Source organism: Arthrobacter sunyaminii (genome assembly GCF_018866305.1).
GTDB lineage: Bacteria > Actinomycetota > Actinomycetes > Actinomycetales > Micrococcaceae > Arthrobacter_B > Arthrobacter_B sunyaminii.
In genome coordinates this window covers 2,033,878-2,050,376 of sequence record NZ_CP076456.1, presented here as the reverse complement: position 1 = coordinate 2,050,376, position 16,499 = coordinate 2,033,878, and the positions used below count along the sequence as shown (strand labels likewise).

At 63.0% G+C, this 16,499-nt stretch carries 14 protein-coding genes; 11 read left to right on the top strand and 3 right to left on the bottom strand.

Going from position 1 to position 16,499, the window contains the following annotated elements:
• The first annotated feature begins 85 nt into the window (after nt 1-85).
• From araB to KG104_RS09145, 4 genes are all read left to right on the top strand, one after another.
• On the top strand, nt 86-1,798 hold the full coding sequence (gene araB / locus KG104_RS09160) for a ribulokinase (RefSeq protein WP_207346808.1): 1,713 nt from the start codon (nt 86-88) through the stop codon (nt 1,796-1,798).
• A complete protein-coding gene (locus KG104_RS09155; RefSeq protein WP_104103545.1) occupies nt 1,795-2,472 on the top strand; it encodes an L-ribulose-5-phosphate 4-epimerase in 678 nt (225 codons plus the stop codon). The genes araB and KG104_RS09155 overlap by 4 nt, the downstream gene beginning before the upstream one ends.
• Before the next feature lie 35 nt (nt 2,473-2,507).
• Entirely contained in the window at nt 2,508-4,019 is a 1,512-nt protein-coding gene (araA, locus tag KG104_RS09150) for an L-arabinose isomerase (protein ID WP_104054311.1), read from the top strand.
• Between the two features lie 71 nt (nt 4,020-4,090).
• Nucleotides 4,091-5,347: an FAD-binding protein gene (locus KG104_RS09145; RefSeq protein ID WP_207346807.1), complete on the top strand. Its 1,257-nt coding sequence runs from the start codon at nt 4,091-4,093 to the stop codon at nt 5,345-5,347.
• A 16-nt stretch (nt 5,348-5,363) separates the two neighbouring features.
• Here the strand turns inward: KG104_RS09145 and KG104_RS09140 are convergent, their stop codons facing one another.
• From KG104_RS09140 to KG104_RS09130, 3 genes are all read right to left on the bottom strand, one after another.
• The gene (locus KG104_RS09140; RefSeq protein WP_104054313.1) at nt 5,364-5,630 is read right to left on the bottom strand and encodes a GlsB/YeaQ/YmgE family stress response membrane protein; all 267 of its coding nucleotides are present in this window, start codon (nt 5,628-5,630) and stop codon (nt 5,364-5,366) included.
• A gap of 136 nt (nt 5,631-5,766) precedes the next feature.
• The gene (locus tag KG104_RS09135) at nt 5,767-6,027 is read right to left on the bottom strand and encodes a hypothetical protein (protein ID WP_207346806.1); all 261 of its coding nucleotides are present in this window, start codon (nt 6,025-6,027) and stop codon (nt 5,767-5,769) included.
• Nucleotides 6,028-6,151: 124 nt separating this feature from the next.
• Nucleotides 6,152-8,512: a transglycosylase domain-containing protein gene (locus KG104_RS09130; RefSeq protein ID WP_237686815.1), complete on the bottom strand. Its 2,361-nt coding sequence runs from the start codon at nt 8,510-8,512 to the stop codon at nt 6,152-6,154.
• Nucleotides 8,513-8,713: 201 nt separating this feature from the next.
• On the opposite strand from KG104_RS09130, the gene KG104_RS09125 reads away from it, so the two are divergent.
• The 7 genes from KG104_RS09125 (at nt 8,714) to KG104_RS18210 (ending at nt 16,481) form a co-directional block, all read left to right on the top strand.
• On the top strand, nt 8,714-9,445 hold the full coding sequence (locus tag KG104_RS09125; protein ID WP_207346805.1) for a TetR/AcrR family transcriptional regulator: 732 nt from the start codon (nt 8,714-8,716) through the stop codon (nt 9,443-9,445).
• Entirely contained in the window at nt 9,442-10,191 is a 750-nt protein-coding gene (locus KG104_RS09120) for an SDR family NAD(P)-dependent oxidoreductase (protein WP_104054315.1), read from the top strand. Before KG104_RS09125 ends, KG104_RS09120 begins: the two co-directional genes overlap by 4 nt.
• Before the next feature lie 205 nt (nt 10,192-10,396).
• The gene (locus KG104_RS09115; RefSeq protein ID WP_237686814.1) at nt 10,397-11,974 is read left to right on the top strand and encodes an HNH endonuclease signature motif containing protein; all 1,578 of its coding nucleotides are present in this window, start codon (nt 10,397-10,399) and stop codon (nt 11,972-11,974) included.
• A 44-nt stretch (nt 11,975-12,018) separates the two neighbouring features.
• Entirely contained in the window at nt 12,019-12,639 is a 621-nt protein-coding gene (locus KG104_RS09110; RefSeq protein WP_104054317.1) for an L-threonylcarbamoyladenylate synthase, read from the top strand.
• Nucleotides 12,640-12,683: 44 nt separating this feature from the next.
• On the top strand, nt 12,684-13,418 hold the full coding sequence (locus KG104_RS09105; RefSeq protein WP_104161042.1) for a DUF72 domain-containing protein: 735 nt from the start codon (nt 12,684-12,686) through the stop codon (nt 13,416-13,418).
• A 267-nt stretch (nt 13,419-13,685) separates the two neighbouring features.
• Nucleotides 13,686-13,970 carry a hypothetical protein gene (locus tag KG104_RS09100; protein ID WP_207346803.1) on the top strand — a complete coding sequence of 95 codons (285 nt, stop codon included), beginning with the start codon at nt 13,686-13,688 and terminating at the stop codon, nt 13,968-13,970.
• Nucleotides 13,971-14,144: 174 nt separating this feature from the next.
• Nucleotides 14,145-16,481 carry an alkaline phosphatase gene (locus KG104_RS18210; protein WP_273545190.1) on the top strand — a complete coding sequence of 779 codons (2,337 nt, stop codon included), beginning with the start codon at nt 14,145-14,147 and terminating at the stop codon, nt 16,479-16,481.
• Nucleotides 16,482-16,499: the final 18 nt, after the last annotated feature.

Genomic DNA, 16,499 nt, shown 5'->3' with positions numbered 1-16,499 from the left:
CATCGTGACGCAGCCCACGTCTAATTGTTAGCGCTAACACGACTGATCAATGACGATTTCTGCGGACCCCGCGCCAGGAGGCACCATGAGTAACCCCCAACCGGACGAGAAGTACGTGCTGGGGGTCGATTACGGCACCTTGTCAGGACGTGCCGTGGTGGTGCGGGTCTCGGACGGAGCGGAACTGGGCTCCGCTGTTCATGAGTATCCGCACGCCGTCATCACGCAGACCCTTCCCGGCTCGGACGTCCGGCTGCCTCCGGACTGGGCCCTACAGGTGCCGCAGGATTACGTGGAAGTGCTGCAGAGCGCTGTTCCGGCAGCACTGCGCAGTGCCGGTGTCGATGCCGCGGACGTCATTGGCATCGCCACCGATTTCACTGCCTGCACCATGGTTCCCGTCATCGAAGACGGAACACCCCTGAATGAGCTCCCCCAATTTGCCACACGGCCGCACGCATTCGTAAAGCTCTGGCGCCACCACGCTGCCCAGAGCCAGGCCGTGAGGATCAGCACCCTCGCAGCCGGGCGCGGTGAGTCCTGGCTGGGACGCTACGGCGGCCTGATTTCCTCGGAGTGGGAGTTCGCGAAGGGCCTGCAGGTTCTTGAAGAGGACCCCGAAGTGTACGCCGCCATGGACCACTGGGTTGAGGCTGCGGACTGGATTGTCTGGCAGCTCACCGACACCTACGTCCGCAACGCGTGCACCGCCGGTTACAAGGGCATTTACCAGGACGGCCAGTATCCGTCGGAGGATTACCTCGCCGCCCTTAATCCGGGATTTGCCGGATTCGTCCGGGACAAGCTGGAGCACACCATCGGCCAGCTCGGCTCCCCCGCCGGCACGCTCTCAGCCCGTGCAGCGGCCTGGACGGGGCTCCCCGAGGGCATCGCCGTCGCCGTCGGAAACGTGGACGCCCACGTCACAGCTCCCGCAGCCAACGCCGTGCAGCCCGGTCAGATGGTGGCCATCATGGGCACCTCCACCTGCCATGTGATGAACGCCGAGGAACTCGCTGAAGTCCCTGGCATGTGCGGAGCTGTGCAGGGCGGCATCGTGGAAGGTCTTTGGGGCTACGAAGCAGGACAGAGCGGAGTGGGTGACATCTTCGGCTGGTTCGTGAACAACTGCGTTCCGCCGCGGTACGTGGACGCGGCCGCCGCAGCAGGCCTCGGAGTCCACGAGTACCTGACTGAACTTGCCTCCGAGCAGGTCATAGGCCAGCACGGTTTGGTGGCCCTGGACTGGCACAGCGGGAACCGCTCGGTCCTTGTGGACCACGAACTGTCCGGCGTCTTTGTGGGACAAACCCTGGCTACCCGGCCTGAGGACATGTACCGGGCGCTGTTGGAAGCCACGGCCTTCGGCACCCGCACCATTATTGAGGCGTTCAATGCCAGCGGTGTTCCGGTCACGGAATTTGTGGTGGCCGGCGGACTGTTAAAGAACCCGCTGCTGATGCAGATCTACGCTGACGTCATCAACCTGCCGCTGTCCGTGATCGATTCGCAGCAGGGCCCCGCGCTGGGTTCCGCCATCCATGCCGCAGTTGCCGCCGGCGCGTACCCGGACGTCCGCACAGCCGCTGCCGCCATGGGACGGGTTCGCCGCGGCGTGTACCGGCCCATTCCGGAAAATGTTCGCGCCTACGACGAGCTCTTCGCCGAATACACCACCCTCCACGACTACTTTGGCCGCGGCGCCAATGAAGTGATGCACCGGCTCAAGGCCATCCAACGCACAGCTGCCGGCCATGCCCCAACAACCGCCTCAGAAGAAATGGAACCCGCGCTGTGACGGCCACTCAGGATGTATTGGGCACTGTTGACCGGCTCCGCAGGCAGGTCAGTGATCTGCACGGCGAACTGACCCGCAACGAACTGGTGGTGTGGACCGCAGGCAACATCTCCGCCCGCGTACCGGGCCGGGATCTGATGGTCATCAAGCCCTCCGGGGTCTCCTACGACGAGCTCACTCCCGAGAACATGGTCCTCACCGATCTGTTCGGCACAGCGGTCGACGGCGGGGGCTCGCCGTCGTCGGACACTGACGCCCATGCCTACGTCTACCGGCACATGCCGGCTGTCCACGGCGTTGTGCACACGCACTCCACCTACGCCACCGCCTGGGCCGCCCGAGGCGAAGCCATCCCCTGCGTCCTGACCATGATGGCCGACGAATTCGGCGGGGAAATCCCCGTGGGCCCGTTTGCCCTGATCGGTGACGACTCCATTGGCCGCGGCATCGTGGACATCCTGGACGGGCACCGTTCCACCGCCATCCTCATGAAGAACCACGGGGTATTCACGATCGGCAAGGACGCCCGGTCCGCCGTGAAATCCGCAGTCCTGTGCGAAGAGGTGGCCCGAACCGTTCACATCAGCCGCCAGCTCGGCGAGCTGCTGCCCATCCCGCAAACGGACATTGACCATCTGTACCAGCGCTACCAGAACGTATACGGCCAAAAATAGCGCTCCTCCCCACCCCGCTCACGAAAGACATCATCATGACCATTGACACCATTCCTGCCCGCGAAATCTGGTTCCTCACCGGAAGCCAGGGACTCTACGGCGAAGACACCCTGGCCCAGGTCCGCGAACAGGCCTCCGACATTGCCCGCCAGCTGGACGACGCCGAAGCCATCCCCTACCGCATTGTGTTCAAGCCTGTCCTCAAGGACTCCGATGCCATTCAGGACACCATCCTTGAGGCGAACTCCTCGGAGGCCTGCATTGGGCTCATCGCGTGGATGCACACCTTCTCCCCCGCCAAGATGTGGATCCGCGGACTGACCAAGCTGCAGCGTCCGCTGCTGCACCTGCACACCCAGCACAACGTGGAGCTGCCGTGGGCGGACATTGACATGGACTTCATGAACCTGAACCAGGCCGCCCACGGTGACCGCGAGTTCGCCTACATGGCCTCCCGCCTGGGCATCAGCCGCAAGACCGTGGTGGGACACGTCTCCAGCCCCCGCGTTCAGGCCAAGATCGATTCCTGGGCACGCGCCGCAGCCGGCTGGCATGAAATCCGCAACCTCAAACTGGCCCGCTTCGGCGACAACATGCGCAACGTCGCCGTCACCGAGGGTGACAAGACCGAAGCCGAGGTGAAGTTCGGGGTCTCCGTCAACACCTGGTCCGTGAACGAGCTCGCCGAGGCCATGGACGCGGTGACCGAAGAGGCCATCGACGCCCTGGTTGCCGAATACGAAGAGCAGTACGACGTCGTTCCCGAACTGCGGCGCGACGGCGGACGCCACAAGTCCCTGCGCTACGGCGCCCGGCAGGAGCTGGGGCTGCGCTCCTTCCTGGAGAGCGGCAACTTCGGTGCCTTCACCACCAACTTCGAGGATCTGGGCGCCCTGCAGCAGCTCCCCGGCCTGGCCGTGCAGCGACTGATGGCCGACGGTTACGGATTCGGCGCCGAGGGCGACTGGAAGACCGCTGTCCTGGTCCGTATTGCCAAGGTCATGGGTGAAGGCCTGCCCGGCGGCGCGTCCCTGATGGAGGACTACACCTACAACCTGGTTCCCGGAAGCGAGGTCATCCTCGGCGCCCACATGCTGGAAATCTGCCCGTCCCTGACCACCTCCAAGCCCGCGCTGGAAATCCACCCGCTGGGCATCGGCGGCAAGGATGACCCGGTGCGTCTGGTGTTCACCGCTGACCCGGGCCCCGCCGTCGTCGTTTCCCTGGCGGATATGCGCGAGCGGTTCCGGCTCACCGCCAACCTCGTGGAGAATGTGGTGCCCGAGCAGGACCTGCCCAACCTTCCGGTGGCCCGCGCCGTCTGGAAGCCCGCTCCGGACCTCGAGACTTCTGCCGAGTGCTGGCTCTCCGCTGGCGGCGCGCACCACACCGTCATGTCCACGGCCCTGGGACGGGAAGTGTGGGAGGATTTCGCGCAGATCGCGGATGTGGAACTGGCTATGATCGATGACTCCACCACCACGTCCGCGTTCGTCAACGAATTGAAAATGAACCAGGCGTACTATCGCCTGGCACAGGGGTTCTAGGGCCTGCGGCACTGTTTATCGCGGCACATTCAGTCCGGGTTGCCGGCCTGCACATAGGGAAGGCATCAAAAATGCTTGAGGAATACAACTGGGCCGGCAACCTGCGCTACTCCGCGGCTGAAATTGCACAGCCCGCCACCGTGGAGGAACTGCAGGCCCTTGTGGCGTCGGCGCCGTCCGTTCGGGCTGTCGGCACCCGGCACTCGTTCAACGACATAGCGGATTCGGCCGGGCTGATGGTGAATCTGGAGAAGCTGACCGGTGCACCGGTGCTGGATGAGGCTGCACTGACCGTGACGGTGCCCGCGGGCATCCGCTACGGAGATCTGGCCGGCTTTCTCGTGGAACGCGGTTATGCCCTGCACAACCTGGCGTCGCTGCCGCACATTTCCGTAGCAGGGGCCGTCGCGACGGCGACCCACGGATCCGGCAACCGGAACGGAAACCTGGCCACCGCCGTGGCCGCGCTGGAACTGGTGACCGCCGACGGCGAGCTCCTGCAGGTGGATAGGTCAAGTCCCGATTTCAACGGCATGGTGGTCTCCCTTGGGGCGCTGGGCATCGTCACCCGGATAACGCTCGATATTCAACCGGCGTACGAGGTCCGCCAGGACGTCTTCACCGACGTGCCCTGGAGCTCGGTGGCGGAGAATTTCGATGAGATCACGTCTGCGGCCTACAGCGTGAGCATCTTCAGCTCGCTGGCCGGGCCAAACGCTTCACAGGTGTGGCTCAAGAGCCGCACGGATGCCGAACTGCCGTACGCCGGGAAAGTGGATTTCTTCGGCGGGACTGCCGCAGCTGAACCCATGCACCCGCTGCCGGGCATCAGTGCCGTGAACTGCTCGCAGCAGATGGGCATGCCCGGTCCCTGGTCGGACCGCCTGTCACACTTCCGGCTCGCCTTTACGCCAAGCAACGGCGACGAGCTGCAGAGCGAGTACCTCATGGACCGCCGCTTTGCCGTGGAAGGGATTGAAATCCTGCGCGGAATGGCCGCTCAGATCGCTCCCCTGCTGCAGGTCTGCGAAATCCGGACCATGTCCGGTGACGACCTGTGGCTGAGCACCAATTACGGACCGGACTCAGTGGCGTTCCACTTCACATGGAAGCCGATGCAGGCGGATGTCGAGGCCCTGCTGCGGCGCATGGAGGCTGCTCTTGCTCCCCTTCGGCCGCGGCCGCACTGGGGGAAACTGTTCACCCTCCAGCGGCCGCAGCTGCAGGAACTCTATCCGCGGTTCGGGGACTTCTCCGATCTTGCCCGCCGCATGGACCCCCGGGGCAAGTTCGTTAATTCGTTCCTGACGCGGACTGTTCTCGGCTAAGTACCAGCGCTAAGTACTAGGGTCGAACCTGTCCCTTGCCGCGTCCGGACATAGTTTCGGCGACGCCGACCAGCAGGACTGAAGCAATCACGGCAACAATGAAGCCGAAAACGTTGAGCTCGAAGATGTCTCCGGTGCCCACCAGATTCGCGATCACACCGCCAATGACGGAGCCGGCGAGACCGAGCAGCAGCGTTGCCAGCAGGCTCAGGTTCTGCTTTCCGGGCTTGAACAGCCGGGCGAGTGCGCCGATGATGAGTCCTGCAACAATGAAACCGATCATCTTGAATTCCTTTACTGAAGGGTCTGAACCCCGCCGGTAAGCTCCGGAGGGTGCTTAGTGCCCCTGCCATCTTAGGTGCAGGCGGGCTTTGGCCACGAACGGGGGGGCGGCGTCTCTGACCGGCCAGGGGAAGTTGTTACAGTCCCAGCTCGGGTCCGGTGGACTCCACCACCACGAGCTCGTCCACCTGGAGCCGCCCAACGTACAGCTCCTTGATGTCGGCCCGGCCGACGGAGGCTTTGCCGATGGCCAGGGCCCCTACCGCCACCGCGCCCATGGCAACAGCTCCCAGCGAAAACGCACCGATGGCCAGTGTCTTGGCACTGACTGCGGGCAGGACGAGCTCCCGGCGCTGGGACGGGACAGGGAAGTTGCCGTGGTGCTGCATGAGTTTCATGCATCCAGAGTGCGGGGAGTTCCACTGCGGCACAAGGCACCGCTTTCCACCGGTGGTGTCCGGAACAGCAAAATGCTCCGCAGCCTGAAGGCTGCGGAGCATTTTTTTGCCATGACCGGCGCTGTTAAGGACCATCCGCAGGCGCGGCTGCCGGTGCGGGGTCGACGGGAGGCTGCACCGGCGCAGGAGCGACGGGCGCAGGCGCGGCCGGAGCAGGCGCAGCGGGCGCAGATGCGGCGGGCGCAGACGGTTCCGGCGTCTGCGGGGCTGCCGGCGCAGGTTCGCTGGTCGGAACCGGGGCAGGTTCGGTTTCCGGCGAGGCTTCCGGGGCAGGCGCCGGATTATCCTGTTGTTCTTCCTGCGGTGCCTGCTGCTGTTCCGGCTGCGGGGACGGAACCGGAACCCGGTTGGGATCTGTCAGCTCACCGGTGGAATAAAGAGGAGCCACGGCCCGCATGTATTCAGTCCACTGCGCGCCTGCGATGGTGGAGCCGTCCACGTAGCTGCGTGCGACGCCGTTGATGGGCAGATTGTTCAGCGATGAATAGGACGTCCAGTTGCCCACCCATGAGGCGGTCGAGATGCCCTGGGTGTAGCCCACGGTCCAGGTCTGCTCGGAGACGTCGGTGGTGCCGGTCTTAGCGGCCGCGGGAACACCCAGGGGCTCCAAGGCGCCGGGACCGCTGTTCACCAGGTTCTGCAGTGGTTCTGACACTTCCTTGGCAATCTCCTCGGAAATGGCACGCTCGCACTGTTCCTCGGGGACCTTGTAGGCATTGCCCCGGGAATCGCTGACCTGGGTGAGCGCGATGGGTTCGCAGTACTCGCCGCCGCTGGCGAAGGTCGCGTAAGCAGCCGCCATGGTCAGCGGCGTTACTTCCTGACTGCCCAGGACGAAGGAGGGATTATTCACTTCCAGGGGTTCGCCGTCGACGGCGCGGTGCACGCCCATGCGGGTGGCGGCGTCACGGATGTCGCACAGGTCCAGCTGCGAGGCCTGGGCTACGGTGGCCGTGTTAGCGGACCAGGTCAGCCCGTCACCCACGGTCATGGAGCGTTCGTAGCCCTCCTGCGCGTTCTTGAACTTCCATTCGTCGAAGTATGCATCTTCCGGCAGGCAGCTGGCAGTCCAGTCATAACCGGCCGGGTATGTGGTGCGGGAAGCATCAACAACGTCGTCGATGCTTCCACCGGCCTCAAGGTAAGCAACAGTGGTGAACGGCTTCATCGTGGATCCGGGCTGGAAACCATTAGCGGTGCCGCCCATTTCCGAGTCAACGTTGAAGTTCAGCTGCGTGTTTCCGGCGCCTTCTTCAGGCGTGTAATTGGTGTTCTGGGCCATGGCCAGGATTTTTCCCGTTCCCGGTTCCACAGAAACCATGGCCGAGCCTGCTCCGGATTCATCACCAATGGGCACCTGGGCCTCGATTTGGGTCTGGGCCTGTTCCTGGAGCCGCGAATCAAGCGTGGTGGTAATCGTTAGGCCGCCGCGGGCCAGTAGTTTGGCACGGGCTGTTTCATCCACGCCAAACTCTTCGGACGCCAGGATGACCTGCTCCACGTAGCTGCAGAAGTACTCGGCCATGTCGGCCCCCACGCAGCCGGAGTGGGCTGCGGGCTGGGGGTTCAGCTGCAGATCGGAGGCAACCGCGGCGTCGTACTCCTGCTGCGTGATCTTGTCGTACCGCAGCATCGCAGCGAGCACCGCGTCGCGGCGGTCCCGGGTGCCCTCCGGGTTGGTGAACGGGTTGAAGTTATTCGGTGACTGCACCATGCCTGCGAGCATGGCCGATTGGGCAACGTTCAAGTTGGCGGCGGGAATACCAAAGAAGTTCTGGGCCGCGGCTTCAATGCCGTAGGTGCGGCCACTGAAGAGCACGATGTTCAGGTAGCCCTCCAGGATCTCGTCCTTGGAGTACTCCTTCTCTACGGCGAGGGAGAGCTTTGCTTCACGGATCTTGTCGGTGAAGTTCTTGGTTCCGCTGATGGTGAGGTCTTCGCCGCTCTTGCCTTCAGCAACACCCTGATCGATGAGTACGTTGTTCACGTACTGCATGGTCAGTGTGGAGGCACCCTGTGTGCTGTCCTTGGTCAGGTTGGAGGCCAGTGCGCGTGCAACGCCCTTGGCATCAACTCCCCCGTGTTCGTAGAACCGGTTGTCCTCGATGGAGATGATCGCGTCCTGCATGGACGGCGAGATCTGGTCCAGCGTCACCGGGATCCGGTTCTGGGCGTAGAACGAGGCAAGCAGCACGCCGTCTGCCGAGTAGATCTTGGAGCCCTCATCCAGCGGTCCGGTTTGGAACTCGTCGGGAAGGTCTTCCATGGCATCGAGGACGATGTTTGCACCCGTGGCACCGACGGCAGCCGTGGGGATGAAGATCCCGGCCACCAGTGCGCCGCAGAAAGCACTTACCAGCAGGAACAACACCAGCCGGCCGGAGGTGCCGAGTCTGCCCAGCATGGAGGAGTTGTTTTGTCGCATCCGCCCAAGATACAACGGGTTTCTGTGATCTGTCTTGACGGCGGCACTGTTACAGATGTAGAAGCCGGCCCGCATTTGGCTGACCGGCGCGCATTTCCATCTGCTGGACCGAACATGAGCGCAAAGTTCCGTGAGAATAAGATCACATCACCGGAGGCGTGCCGGACACGAAAGGGGCCGCCTCGGGTATACGCTGTATACATGTTGACGCCCCCTGGAGCACAGCACCGCCCCGAGCTGTCCGCCCGTGCCATCGCGGCGTGCGGCGTCTCCCTGGCCGACCAGGAGGGGCTGGAGTCCGTCTCCATGCGGCGCATCGCCGAGACACTCGGCGTGTCTCCCATGGCCTTGTACCGGCACGTAGGAAACAGGGAGTCCCTGCTGCTGGCAATGGCCGGCCTGGCTGCCCGCCGCACTGAGCTCATCCCGCCTCCCCCGGCGTCCTGGCAGGTAATGCTTCGGACCATGGCGGAGTCGCTTTGGGAGGGATTCGTACAGCATCCCTGGCTGCTGCAGATTGTCCTTGGTCCAAGCCGTCTTCTGGATATGGCCCCGACCGGTGAGCTGGAGCATCTGCTTCGTGCGCTGCAGGACGCCGGATTGTCCGATGAGGAGTGCTTCGACTGCGTGGTGGGGATCTCCGCTGTCGTGATAGGAACGTCAACCCTGGCCCTTGCTGCCAACCCGGGACCCGGCGTGCACCGCCCGTCCCGGCCCAACGCCGTCGTCCGCTTTAATGATGACGACGACGGCGGTGCGGAACCTGAAAGCATGGCCAGCGCTTTCCGGAGGCGCGGCATCACCTATGACGCTTCCCGAAGGAGCCTGGACTATGCCGTGGACAGTTTTCTGCGCGGCATACAGGCTCGTACCCATGAAAACCTCCGGACAGCGCAGAATACGCCGTCCGACCCGGAGAAGGAGCAACAATGAAACTCAGCAACAAAACGGCCATCGTCACCGGCGGTGCAGGCGGGATTGGCCAGGGAATTGTCCGCCACTTCCTTTCCGAAGGTGCCAAGGTGGCCATTGTGGACATCAACCAGGAGCAGGGCGACAAGCTGGTGGCGGAGCTGGCCGATCTGGGTGAAGCCATCTTCATCTGCAAGGACATCTCACTGCCCGAAAGCGCTGCGGAAATCGTCGCTGAAACCGTGGGGCGCTTCGGCAAGCTGGACATTCTGGTCAACAACGCGCATGCCTCAAAGCAGGCTCCCATTCTGGAAACGACCCCGGAAATCTGGAACCTTTCCTTCGGCACCGGAACCATGGCCACCCTGTACCTGATGCAGGCCGCGCACCCCGAGCTGAAGAAGACTCACGGCAGCATCATCAACTTCGGGTCCGGTGCGGGCATCAAGGGTCTGCCAAACCAGGTTGCCTATGCCGCGGCCAAGGAAGCCATCCGTGCGATCACCCGTACGGCAGCGAACGAGTGGGCGGCGGACGGTATCCGCGTCAATGTTGTCAGCCCGGTGGCCCTGACTCCCGGCATCGTCCAGTGGAGCAAGGCCTACCCCGAGGCGTACCAGGAAGTTGTGAACGGTGTTCCGCTGGGACGCCTGGGTGACCCGGAGACTGACATTGCTCCGATCGTGGCTTTCCTGGCCAGCGACGAGTCGCGCTACCTGACGGGACAGACGCTGATGGCTGACGGCGGCAGCATCAAGCTCTACTGAGAAGTTCTCTTCCCTTCCGGTCCGGGTTTTCTATCGGATCGGAAGGGAAGAGGCCCGTCCGTCTTGTCCCGCGTCCTGTCCCTCCGGGAACTAGGTAGTTGCCGAGAAAAGACGGGTATTTCAAGACCCCGAAAAGCCCCTGTTGAGGCCATTTTGGGGCCGTTTTCGGGACGGAAATGTCGGTGGCAGGTGAAAGCTTGAAGGCATGGGTCAGGACGGATCTTTTCGACGCGGCGGCACCGGTGATGCATCCGGTACCGGGCAGCATGGTGTGTCCAGCCGGTCGGTGTTCGCAGCTTCGCGCAGGGTCGATGATGCAGGTTCTAACCGAGACGGTTTCCCTCCGGCCCCTGCCCATGGTCCGTCCGATCGGGACGGTTTGACCGGAGCTATAGTCCTGCAGGGTACGGAGTCCCTGACCCAGGACGAAGCCGGGGCTGTGTTGTCCCGGTTGGATGCTTTGGTGAGGTGGGCTCAAGCCCAGCAAGCGAAAATCCTGCACCGGATGGAAACAGTCTTCCGCGATGACCTGCTCGAAGACATCGGCAGGGAGGATCCGGGACTGACGTTCAGTCTTGCTGCGGAGGAAGCTGCCGCGATCCTGTGCTTGCCCGCCAACACCGCGAAGATGCTGATGAGCGACGCCGGACAGTTGTGTTCCACCCACACTGCAACGCTGGCCGGCCTGGAAGCGGGCACCCTCAGTTACGCGCATGTGCAGACGGTGCTGGACCAGTCCCAGAATGTCCCCGAGGCTGAGCTGGCTGGCTTTGAAAAGGATCTGCTGGCGGTTGCGGCCGCGGGTCAGACGCCGAGCCAGTTCCGGGTGAAGGCCCGCCGGATGCGGGAACAGGCGTATCCGGAAACAATTAGCGTCCGGCATAAGACAGCGTTTGAGCGGCGAAGGGTTTGTCTGGCGCCGGATGAGGATGGCATGTCATGGTTGTCGGCGTTGTTGCCGGCGGCACGTGCCCAGCTGATTTATACGCAGCTGACGACCGCTGCCCGGGGTGAACAGGCTGCCGGAGATCCGCGGCGGGTGGATGAGCTGCGGGCGGACATCCTGGCTGACCTGCTCGACGGTGGAGACTGCGGAAGCAGAGAAGGCGGCCATGCGGCTGCTGACGACCCGGCTGCTGTGGTTGCTGGTGATGACACCCACGAAAACCCCACCATGGACACCAAAGCCCGGGCCCGAACCGAAATCCTGGTCCTCATCACCGCCGAAACCCTCTTCGGTGCCGACGAACAACCGGCCGAACTCCACAGCTACGGGCACATCAGTCCCGAAACTGCCCGCCGGCTTGCCCGGCAGGCAGCGCACTGGACGCCGGTGGAACGGCATCCGGACACCGAGGAAATCCTGCGGGTCGGACGCCGCCGGAAAGTCCCGGCCGGACTGCAACGCTGGCTCCGTGCCCGCGACGGGACCTGCCGGTTTCCCGGCTGCCGGACCAACGCCGTGATCGCCGAGATTGACCACACCAAACCCTGGTCCCACGGCGGAACCACCGACCACGACAACTTGGAACATCTCTGCCGACGACACCACATGTTCAAAACCCGCGGCTTCTGGAAAGCCCGACAACACGCACCCGGGATCATCGAGTGGACCTCACCCGGCGGGCGGACCTACCGCACCGATCCACACCTCACCCTGGCAACGGGGGGACTGCAGCCTGCCATGCCTCCCCCGAAAGGGCTCCCGGCATTGAAACGAGTGGATGCGGGCGGGGCAGGTTCAGGTCCAGACGATTACGGGGATACTCCCCCGCCCTTCTGATCATTCTCCTCATCTCCGTAACCGGCCGGCGGTAAGCTCAAGACATGGCACGATATTTCGACATTCACCCTGAAAATCCGCAGCAGCGCACCATCGGCCAGGTGGTCGCCATCCTGCGCTCCGGTGGGCTGATCGCCTACCCTACAGATTCCTGTTACGCGTTTGGCGCCCAGCTGAGCAATAAGGACGCACTGGATCGCATCCGCTCCATCCGCAATCTGAACGACAAGCACCACTTCACCCTGATGTGCCATGACTTCGCGCAACTCGGCCAGTTCGTAAAGATGGACAACGACATTTTCCGCAGCATCAAGGCCGTCACACCGGGCAGCTACACCTTTATTCTGCCGGCGGTAAAAGAAGTTCCGCGCTGGCTGTCACAGCCCAAGAAAAAGACAGTGGGCGTGCGCATTCCGGACAACAAAGTTGTTTTGGCGTTGCTGGAAGAACTCGGTGAGCCATTGATCTCCAGCACCCTGCTGCTGCCCGGCGAGGAGGATCCGCTGACCGAGGGCTGGGAAATCAAGGAACGGCTGGACCACCAGGTAGACGCTGTCCTGGATGCGGGGTTCTGCCCGCCGGAACTCACCACCGTCATCGACTTTTCGAGCGGCGAACCGGAAATCGTGCGCTACGGTACCGGCGACCCCACACGCTTCGAGTAGGACACAGCGCGGGCAAACGGTAAACGGCGAGGCAGGCTAGGGGCATGGTTCTGTACATCGGCACTTCCGGGTGGAGTTACACCGATTGGCGGAACGTCCTGTACCCGCCTGGACTGCCAAACCGTCTTTGGCTGGAGACCTACGCCGCGGAGTTCGACACCGTCGAGTTCAACGGGAGCTTCTACCGGTGGCCGCGCGAGCCCGCCTTTGCTGCCTATCGGGACAGATTGCCCGAAGACTACCGTTTTTCTGTCAAGGCACCAAGAGGCCTGACCCATGCGCGAAAGCTGCGTGAACCTGAAGAATGGATCGGCAGAATCAGCCGATGCTGGAATGAGCTGGGGAAGAAAGCCGGCGTCCTGATTGTCCAGTTGCCTCCCAACATGGAGCGCGACGACGCCCGTTTGGACTACTTCCTCAGCTCCCTGCCCGACGGGATAAGGACCGCGGTCGAATTTCGGCATCCGAGTTGGGAAACCGAAGACGTCTACAGCCTTCTTGAACTCCATGATGCCGCATATACCGTTATGAGCGGAGCCAACCTTCCCTGCAACCTGCGTGCCACGGCGTCGTTCGTTTATTTGCGTATGCACGGGCCTGATCATGAGCACCTCTACGCAGGCTCCTACAGCGACGATGACCTGCAGTGGTGGGCGGACCGGATCCGGGAGTGGGAGTCCATGGACAAGGATGTGTACGTCTATTTCAATAACGACGGCGAGGGCCACGCCGTCCGCAACGCCAGGACACTGCGGTCCATGCTTGGCGTCGGGGACTGACGGCAGACAGGCGGTTGCCGGACCGCGGGTTCGCGGAGCACAAACGGCGCACCAAAGGACACGCAGAAAAGTTGCTGCCGGTCGTTGGCGGCGACACCTTCTCCGAGTATCCTCAAATGCGAAGAGTGACCGTTGAGAACACTGCGGACCACAACTTTCGATATTCAGGCCTAACCGTCTGCAGCTGCCGCGGCAGCCCCGGAAGCATCTCCGTTCCTCTTCGTCGACGTCTGCCGCACCGCGGCGCGTCCAACCCTGATTGGTGCCATGACTTTCTCCAGCAGACTCACTCCCCAGGACCAGTTTCCAGAGCAGCTTGAGGCCCTGACTACAGACGCCCTGGAAATCCTCAACAGCAAGCTCCACCGCCAGGCCGAACTCGAATACCAGCAAGAGGGGGAGCCGGAACTGGAAACCCGGTTCCGGCTGGAGTTCCTCGCGGAAGAACTCGACAAGCGCGATTCTTCGGGAACTGAGTCCGCACAGGATGCCGGCTCTCATGGAACTCAGGCGCCGGCAAGCCCGGAGTCCGCCCGCATGGCAAACGCGTAGCGTTCTTCCGGCACAACCAAACTGAGCAGCTAGTGCCGCTCGGCCGCCTGCCAATTTGTGTCATTTCCCTTGACACTTCTTCACTGCATACAGACTGTTGACGCCACAGGGCATCGGGGGCGCCCAACGGCCGGGACACTGCCGGCCGCCGTCGCATTCTGGGAGGTCGTCGCTGTGAAGTATTCAAACGCAGGAAAGAGTATGGTCCGGGCGGTGACGACGGCGGCCGTCGCCGCCGTCGTTTTGTCCGGAACGGCTCCGCTAACCGGGCTCCAGCTGCCCGGCCAACAACCGGCAGCAACAACGGTTGACGGTAAGGGCCCGGGCAAGGGCAACGGGCACGGAGGCGGACACGGAGGCAGAGACGAATCCCCCTCGGCCCAAAATGTCATCCTGATGGTCGGTGACGGGATGGGACCAGGGCAGCGGGAGGCCATCCGGCTGGCGCTCGTGGGCCTGACCGGAGAACTCGAGATGGATTCCATGCCGGCGGCCGGCCGAGTGCACACCAACTCCGCCGACCCGGGCACATTCGTCACCGATTCAGCCGCCGCCGCCACCGCAATGGCCACCGGAGTGAAGACATACAACGGTGCCATCGGGGTCGACATCGATCAGCGCCCCGTTACCACCGCACTTGAGGTGGCTGAGGAACTGGGCAAGTCGACCGGCCTCGTCACCACCAGCAACGTCACCGATGCAACCCCGGCTGCATTTGGTTCGCACGTGCTGGACCGGGATGAACAAAGTGCCATTGCCCGGCAATTCCTGGAAAGTAGCCGCCCCGAAGTGATCCTTGGCGGAGGCGAGGACTACTGGTATCCGGAAGGTCATCCGGGCCGTTACCCGGACAACCCGGCCGAAGACCCGTCCGAGGAAAGCGCCGGCACCGAAGGAAACCTGGTGGAGCAGGCTCAGTCGATGGGTTACGAATATGTCTGGGATCTGGCGGGCCTGCAGGCAGCGGATTCCTCGATGGTGCTGGGCCTCTTTGCCAATGAAGAAATGTTTCAGTACGGGGACGACATCGAAGCCCGGTACCAGCCCACGGTGCCGCTTACGGACATGACCGCCAAAGCCCTGGAGCTACTCACTTCGGGCGACGAGGGCTTTTTCCTGATGGTGGAGGAGGAAGGAATTGATGCCTTCAGCCACGTCAACAACGCCGAGCTCACCATCGAATCGGGCATCGAGTTTGACCGTTCGGTGGCGTTGGCCAAGGACTTCGCGGAGCAGGACGGAGAAACCCTGCTGATTGTGGTGGGCGACCACCAGACCGGTGGAATGACCATTGAATCCGTGGACGTCCCGGAGCCCGGAGAGGAACCCGATGAGTCGGGAGACGGTCCTTCCGCTGAAGACGGGCCACTGCCCGTTGCCGGAGCGGAGCAGGAATTCATGGTGGATTGGAGCACCGGAGGTCACACCGCACTGGATGTTCCGCTCACAGCCATGGGGCCGGGGTCTGATCTGCTGACCGGTGTCTATGAGAACACCCGCATCTTTGACATCATGGTCCAAATGATGCGTGCAGGAAATGAAACGGGCGATGACGACGGCGACGGCAACAATCCGCCGGCTTGGCATCATGGAAAGACCCGCTTTGACCTGCAGGCGCACCGCGGCGGACGCGGTGAATATACGGAAGAATCCCTGACCGGCTTTGCTCATGCATTGGAGCTGGGGGTCAGCACCCTGGAACTGGATCTCCACCTCAGCAAAGACGGCAAGGTGGTGGTCTGGCACGACGACACCATTGATGCCGAAAAGTGCCGGGACACTGCACCTGTGCAACCGGGAGATCCTCAGTTCCCTTACGTCGGCGCCCGTGTGGCAGATCTGACCCTGGCGCAGTTGAAGACCCTGGACTGCGGCTATCAGCAGCTTCCCGGGTTCCCCGAACAGGAAGTGGTGCAAGGCAACCGCATTGCCGAACTGCGCGATGTCTATGAATTGGCCGACGCCTACGGTGCCCGGAAAATCCGGTTCAATGTGGAGACCAAGGTTGAGGACGGCCAGGCGGGCGGCCCGGGCATGGAAGCCCTGACACGGGCGGTGGTGACTGAGGTCCAGGCATCCGGGCGGGAGCGGTACACCACCATCCAGTCCTTTGACTGGGCTTCCCTGAACCTGGTGAAACAAATTGCACCTCGGCTGACGCTGGTTGCCCTGGCCGGAGATGCCGCCGAACTCGGGGTGGGCCAGCCGGGAGCCGCACCCCAGCTGGGCGGCATCGACATTGACGACTATGACGGATCGGTTGCCCGGGCAGCCGCTGCTGCCGGATATGACGTCCTCTCCCCCATCACCACCACCGTTACCGCCGAAATGATCCGGGACGCCCACCGGGCCGGCCTTCCTGTTATCCCCTGGACCGTAAACACTGCCGAGGACATGAATGACCTGATTGACGCGGGCGTGGACGGCATCATCACCGACTACCCCACTCTGCTTCGCGCAGTCATGGAGGAACGAGGCATGAAACTGCCGAAGGCTTACAGCATCTCTTGACCGGTACCGCTTGAGCGA

Excerpts from the sequence above, each read along its gene's own strand:
- araB (WP_207346808.1), top strand. The coding sequence starts at position 86 with ATGAGTAACCCCCAACCGGACGAGAAGTACGTGCTGGGGGTCGATTAC.
- araA (WP_104054311.1), top strand. The coding sequence starts at position 2,508 with ATGACCATTGACACCATTCCTGCCCGCGAAATCTGGTTCCTCACCGGA.
- KG104_RS09145 (WP_207346807.1), top strand. The coding sequence starts at position 4,091 with ATGCTTGAGGAATACAACTGGGCCGGCAACCTGCGCTACTCCGCGGCT.
- KG104_RS09140 (WP_104054313.1), bottom strand. The coding sequence starts at position 5,630 with ATGATCGGTTTCATTGTTGCAGGACTCATCATCGGCGCACTCGCCCGG.
- KG104_RS09135 (WP_207346806.1), bottom strand. The coding sequence starts at position 6,027 with ATGAAACTCATGCAGCACCACGGCAACTTCCCTGTCCCGTCCCAGCGC.
- KG104_RS09130 (WP_237686815.1), bottom strand. The coding sequence starts at position 8,512 with ATGCGACAAAACAACTCCTCCATGCTGGGCAGACTCGGCACCTCCGGC.
- KG104_RS09125 (WP_207346805.1), top strand. The coding sequence starts at position 8,714 with ATGTTGACGCCCCCTGGAGCACAGCACCGCCCCGAGCTGTCCGCCCGT.
- KG104_RS09120 (WP_104054315.1), top strand. The coding sequence starts at position 9,442 with ATGAAACTCAGCAACAAAACGGCCATCGTCACCGGCGGTGCAGGCGGG.
- KG104_RS09115 (WP_237686814.1), top strand. The coding sequence starts at position 10,397 with ATGGGTCAGGACGGATCTTTTCGACGCGGCGGCACCGGTGATGCATCC.
- KG104_RS09110 (WP_104054317.1), top strand. The coding sequence starts at position 12,019 with ATGGCACGATATTTCGACATTCACCCTGAAAATCCGCAGCAGCGCACC.
- KG104_RS09105 (WP_104161042.1), top strand. The coding sequence starts at position 12,684 with ATGGTTCTGTACATCGGCACTTCCGGGTGGAGTTACACCGATTGGCGG.
- KG104_RS09100 (WP_207346803.1), top strand. The coding sequence starts at position 13,686 with ATGACTTTCTCCAGCAGACTCACTCCCCAGGACCAGTTTCCAGAGCAG.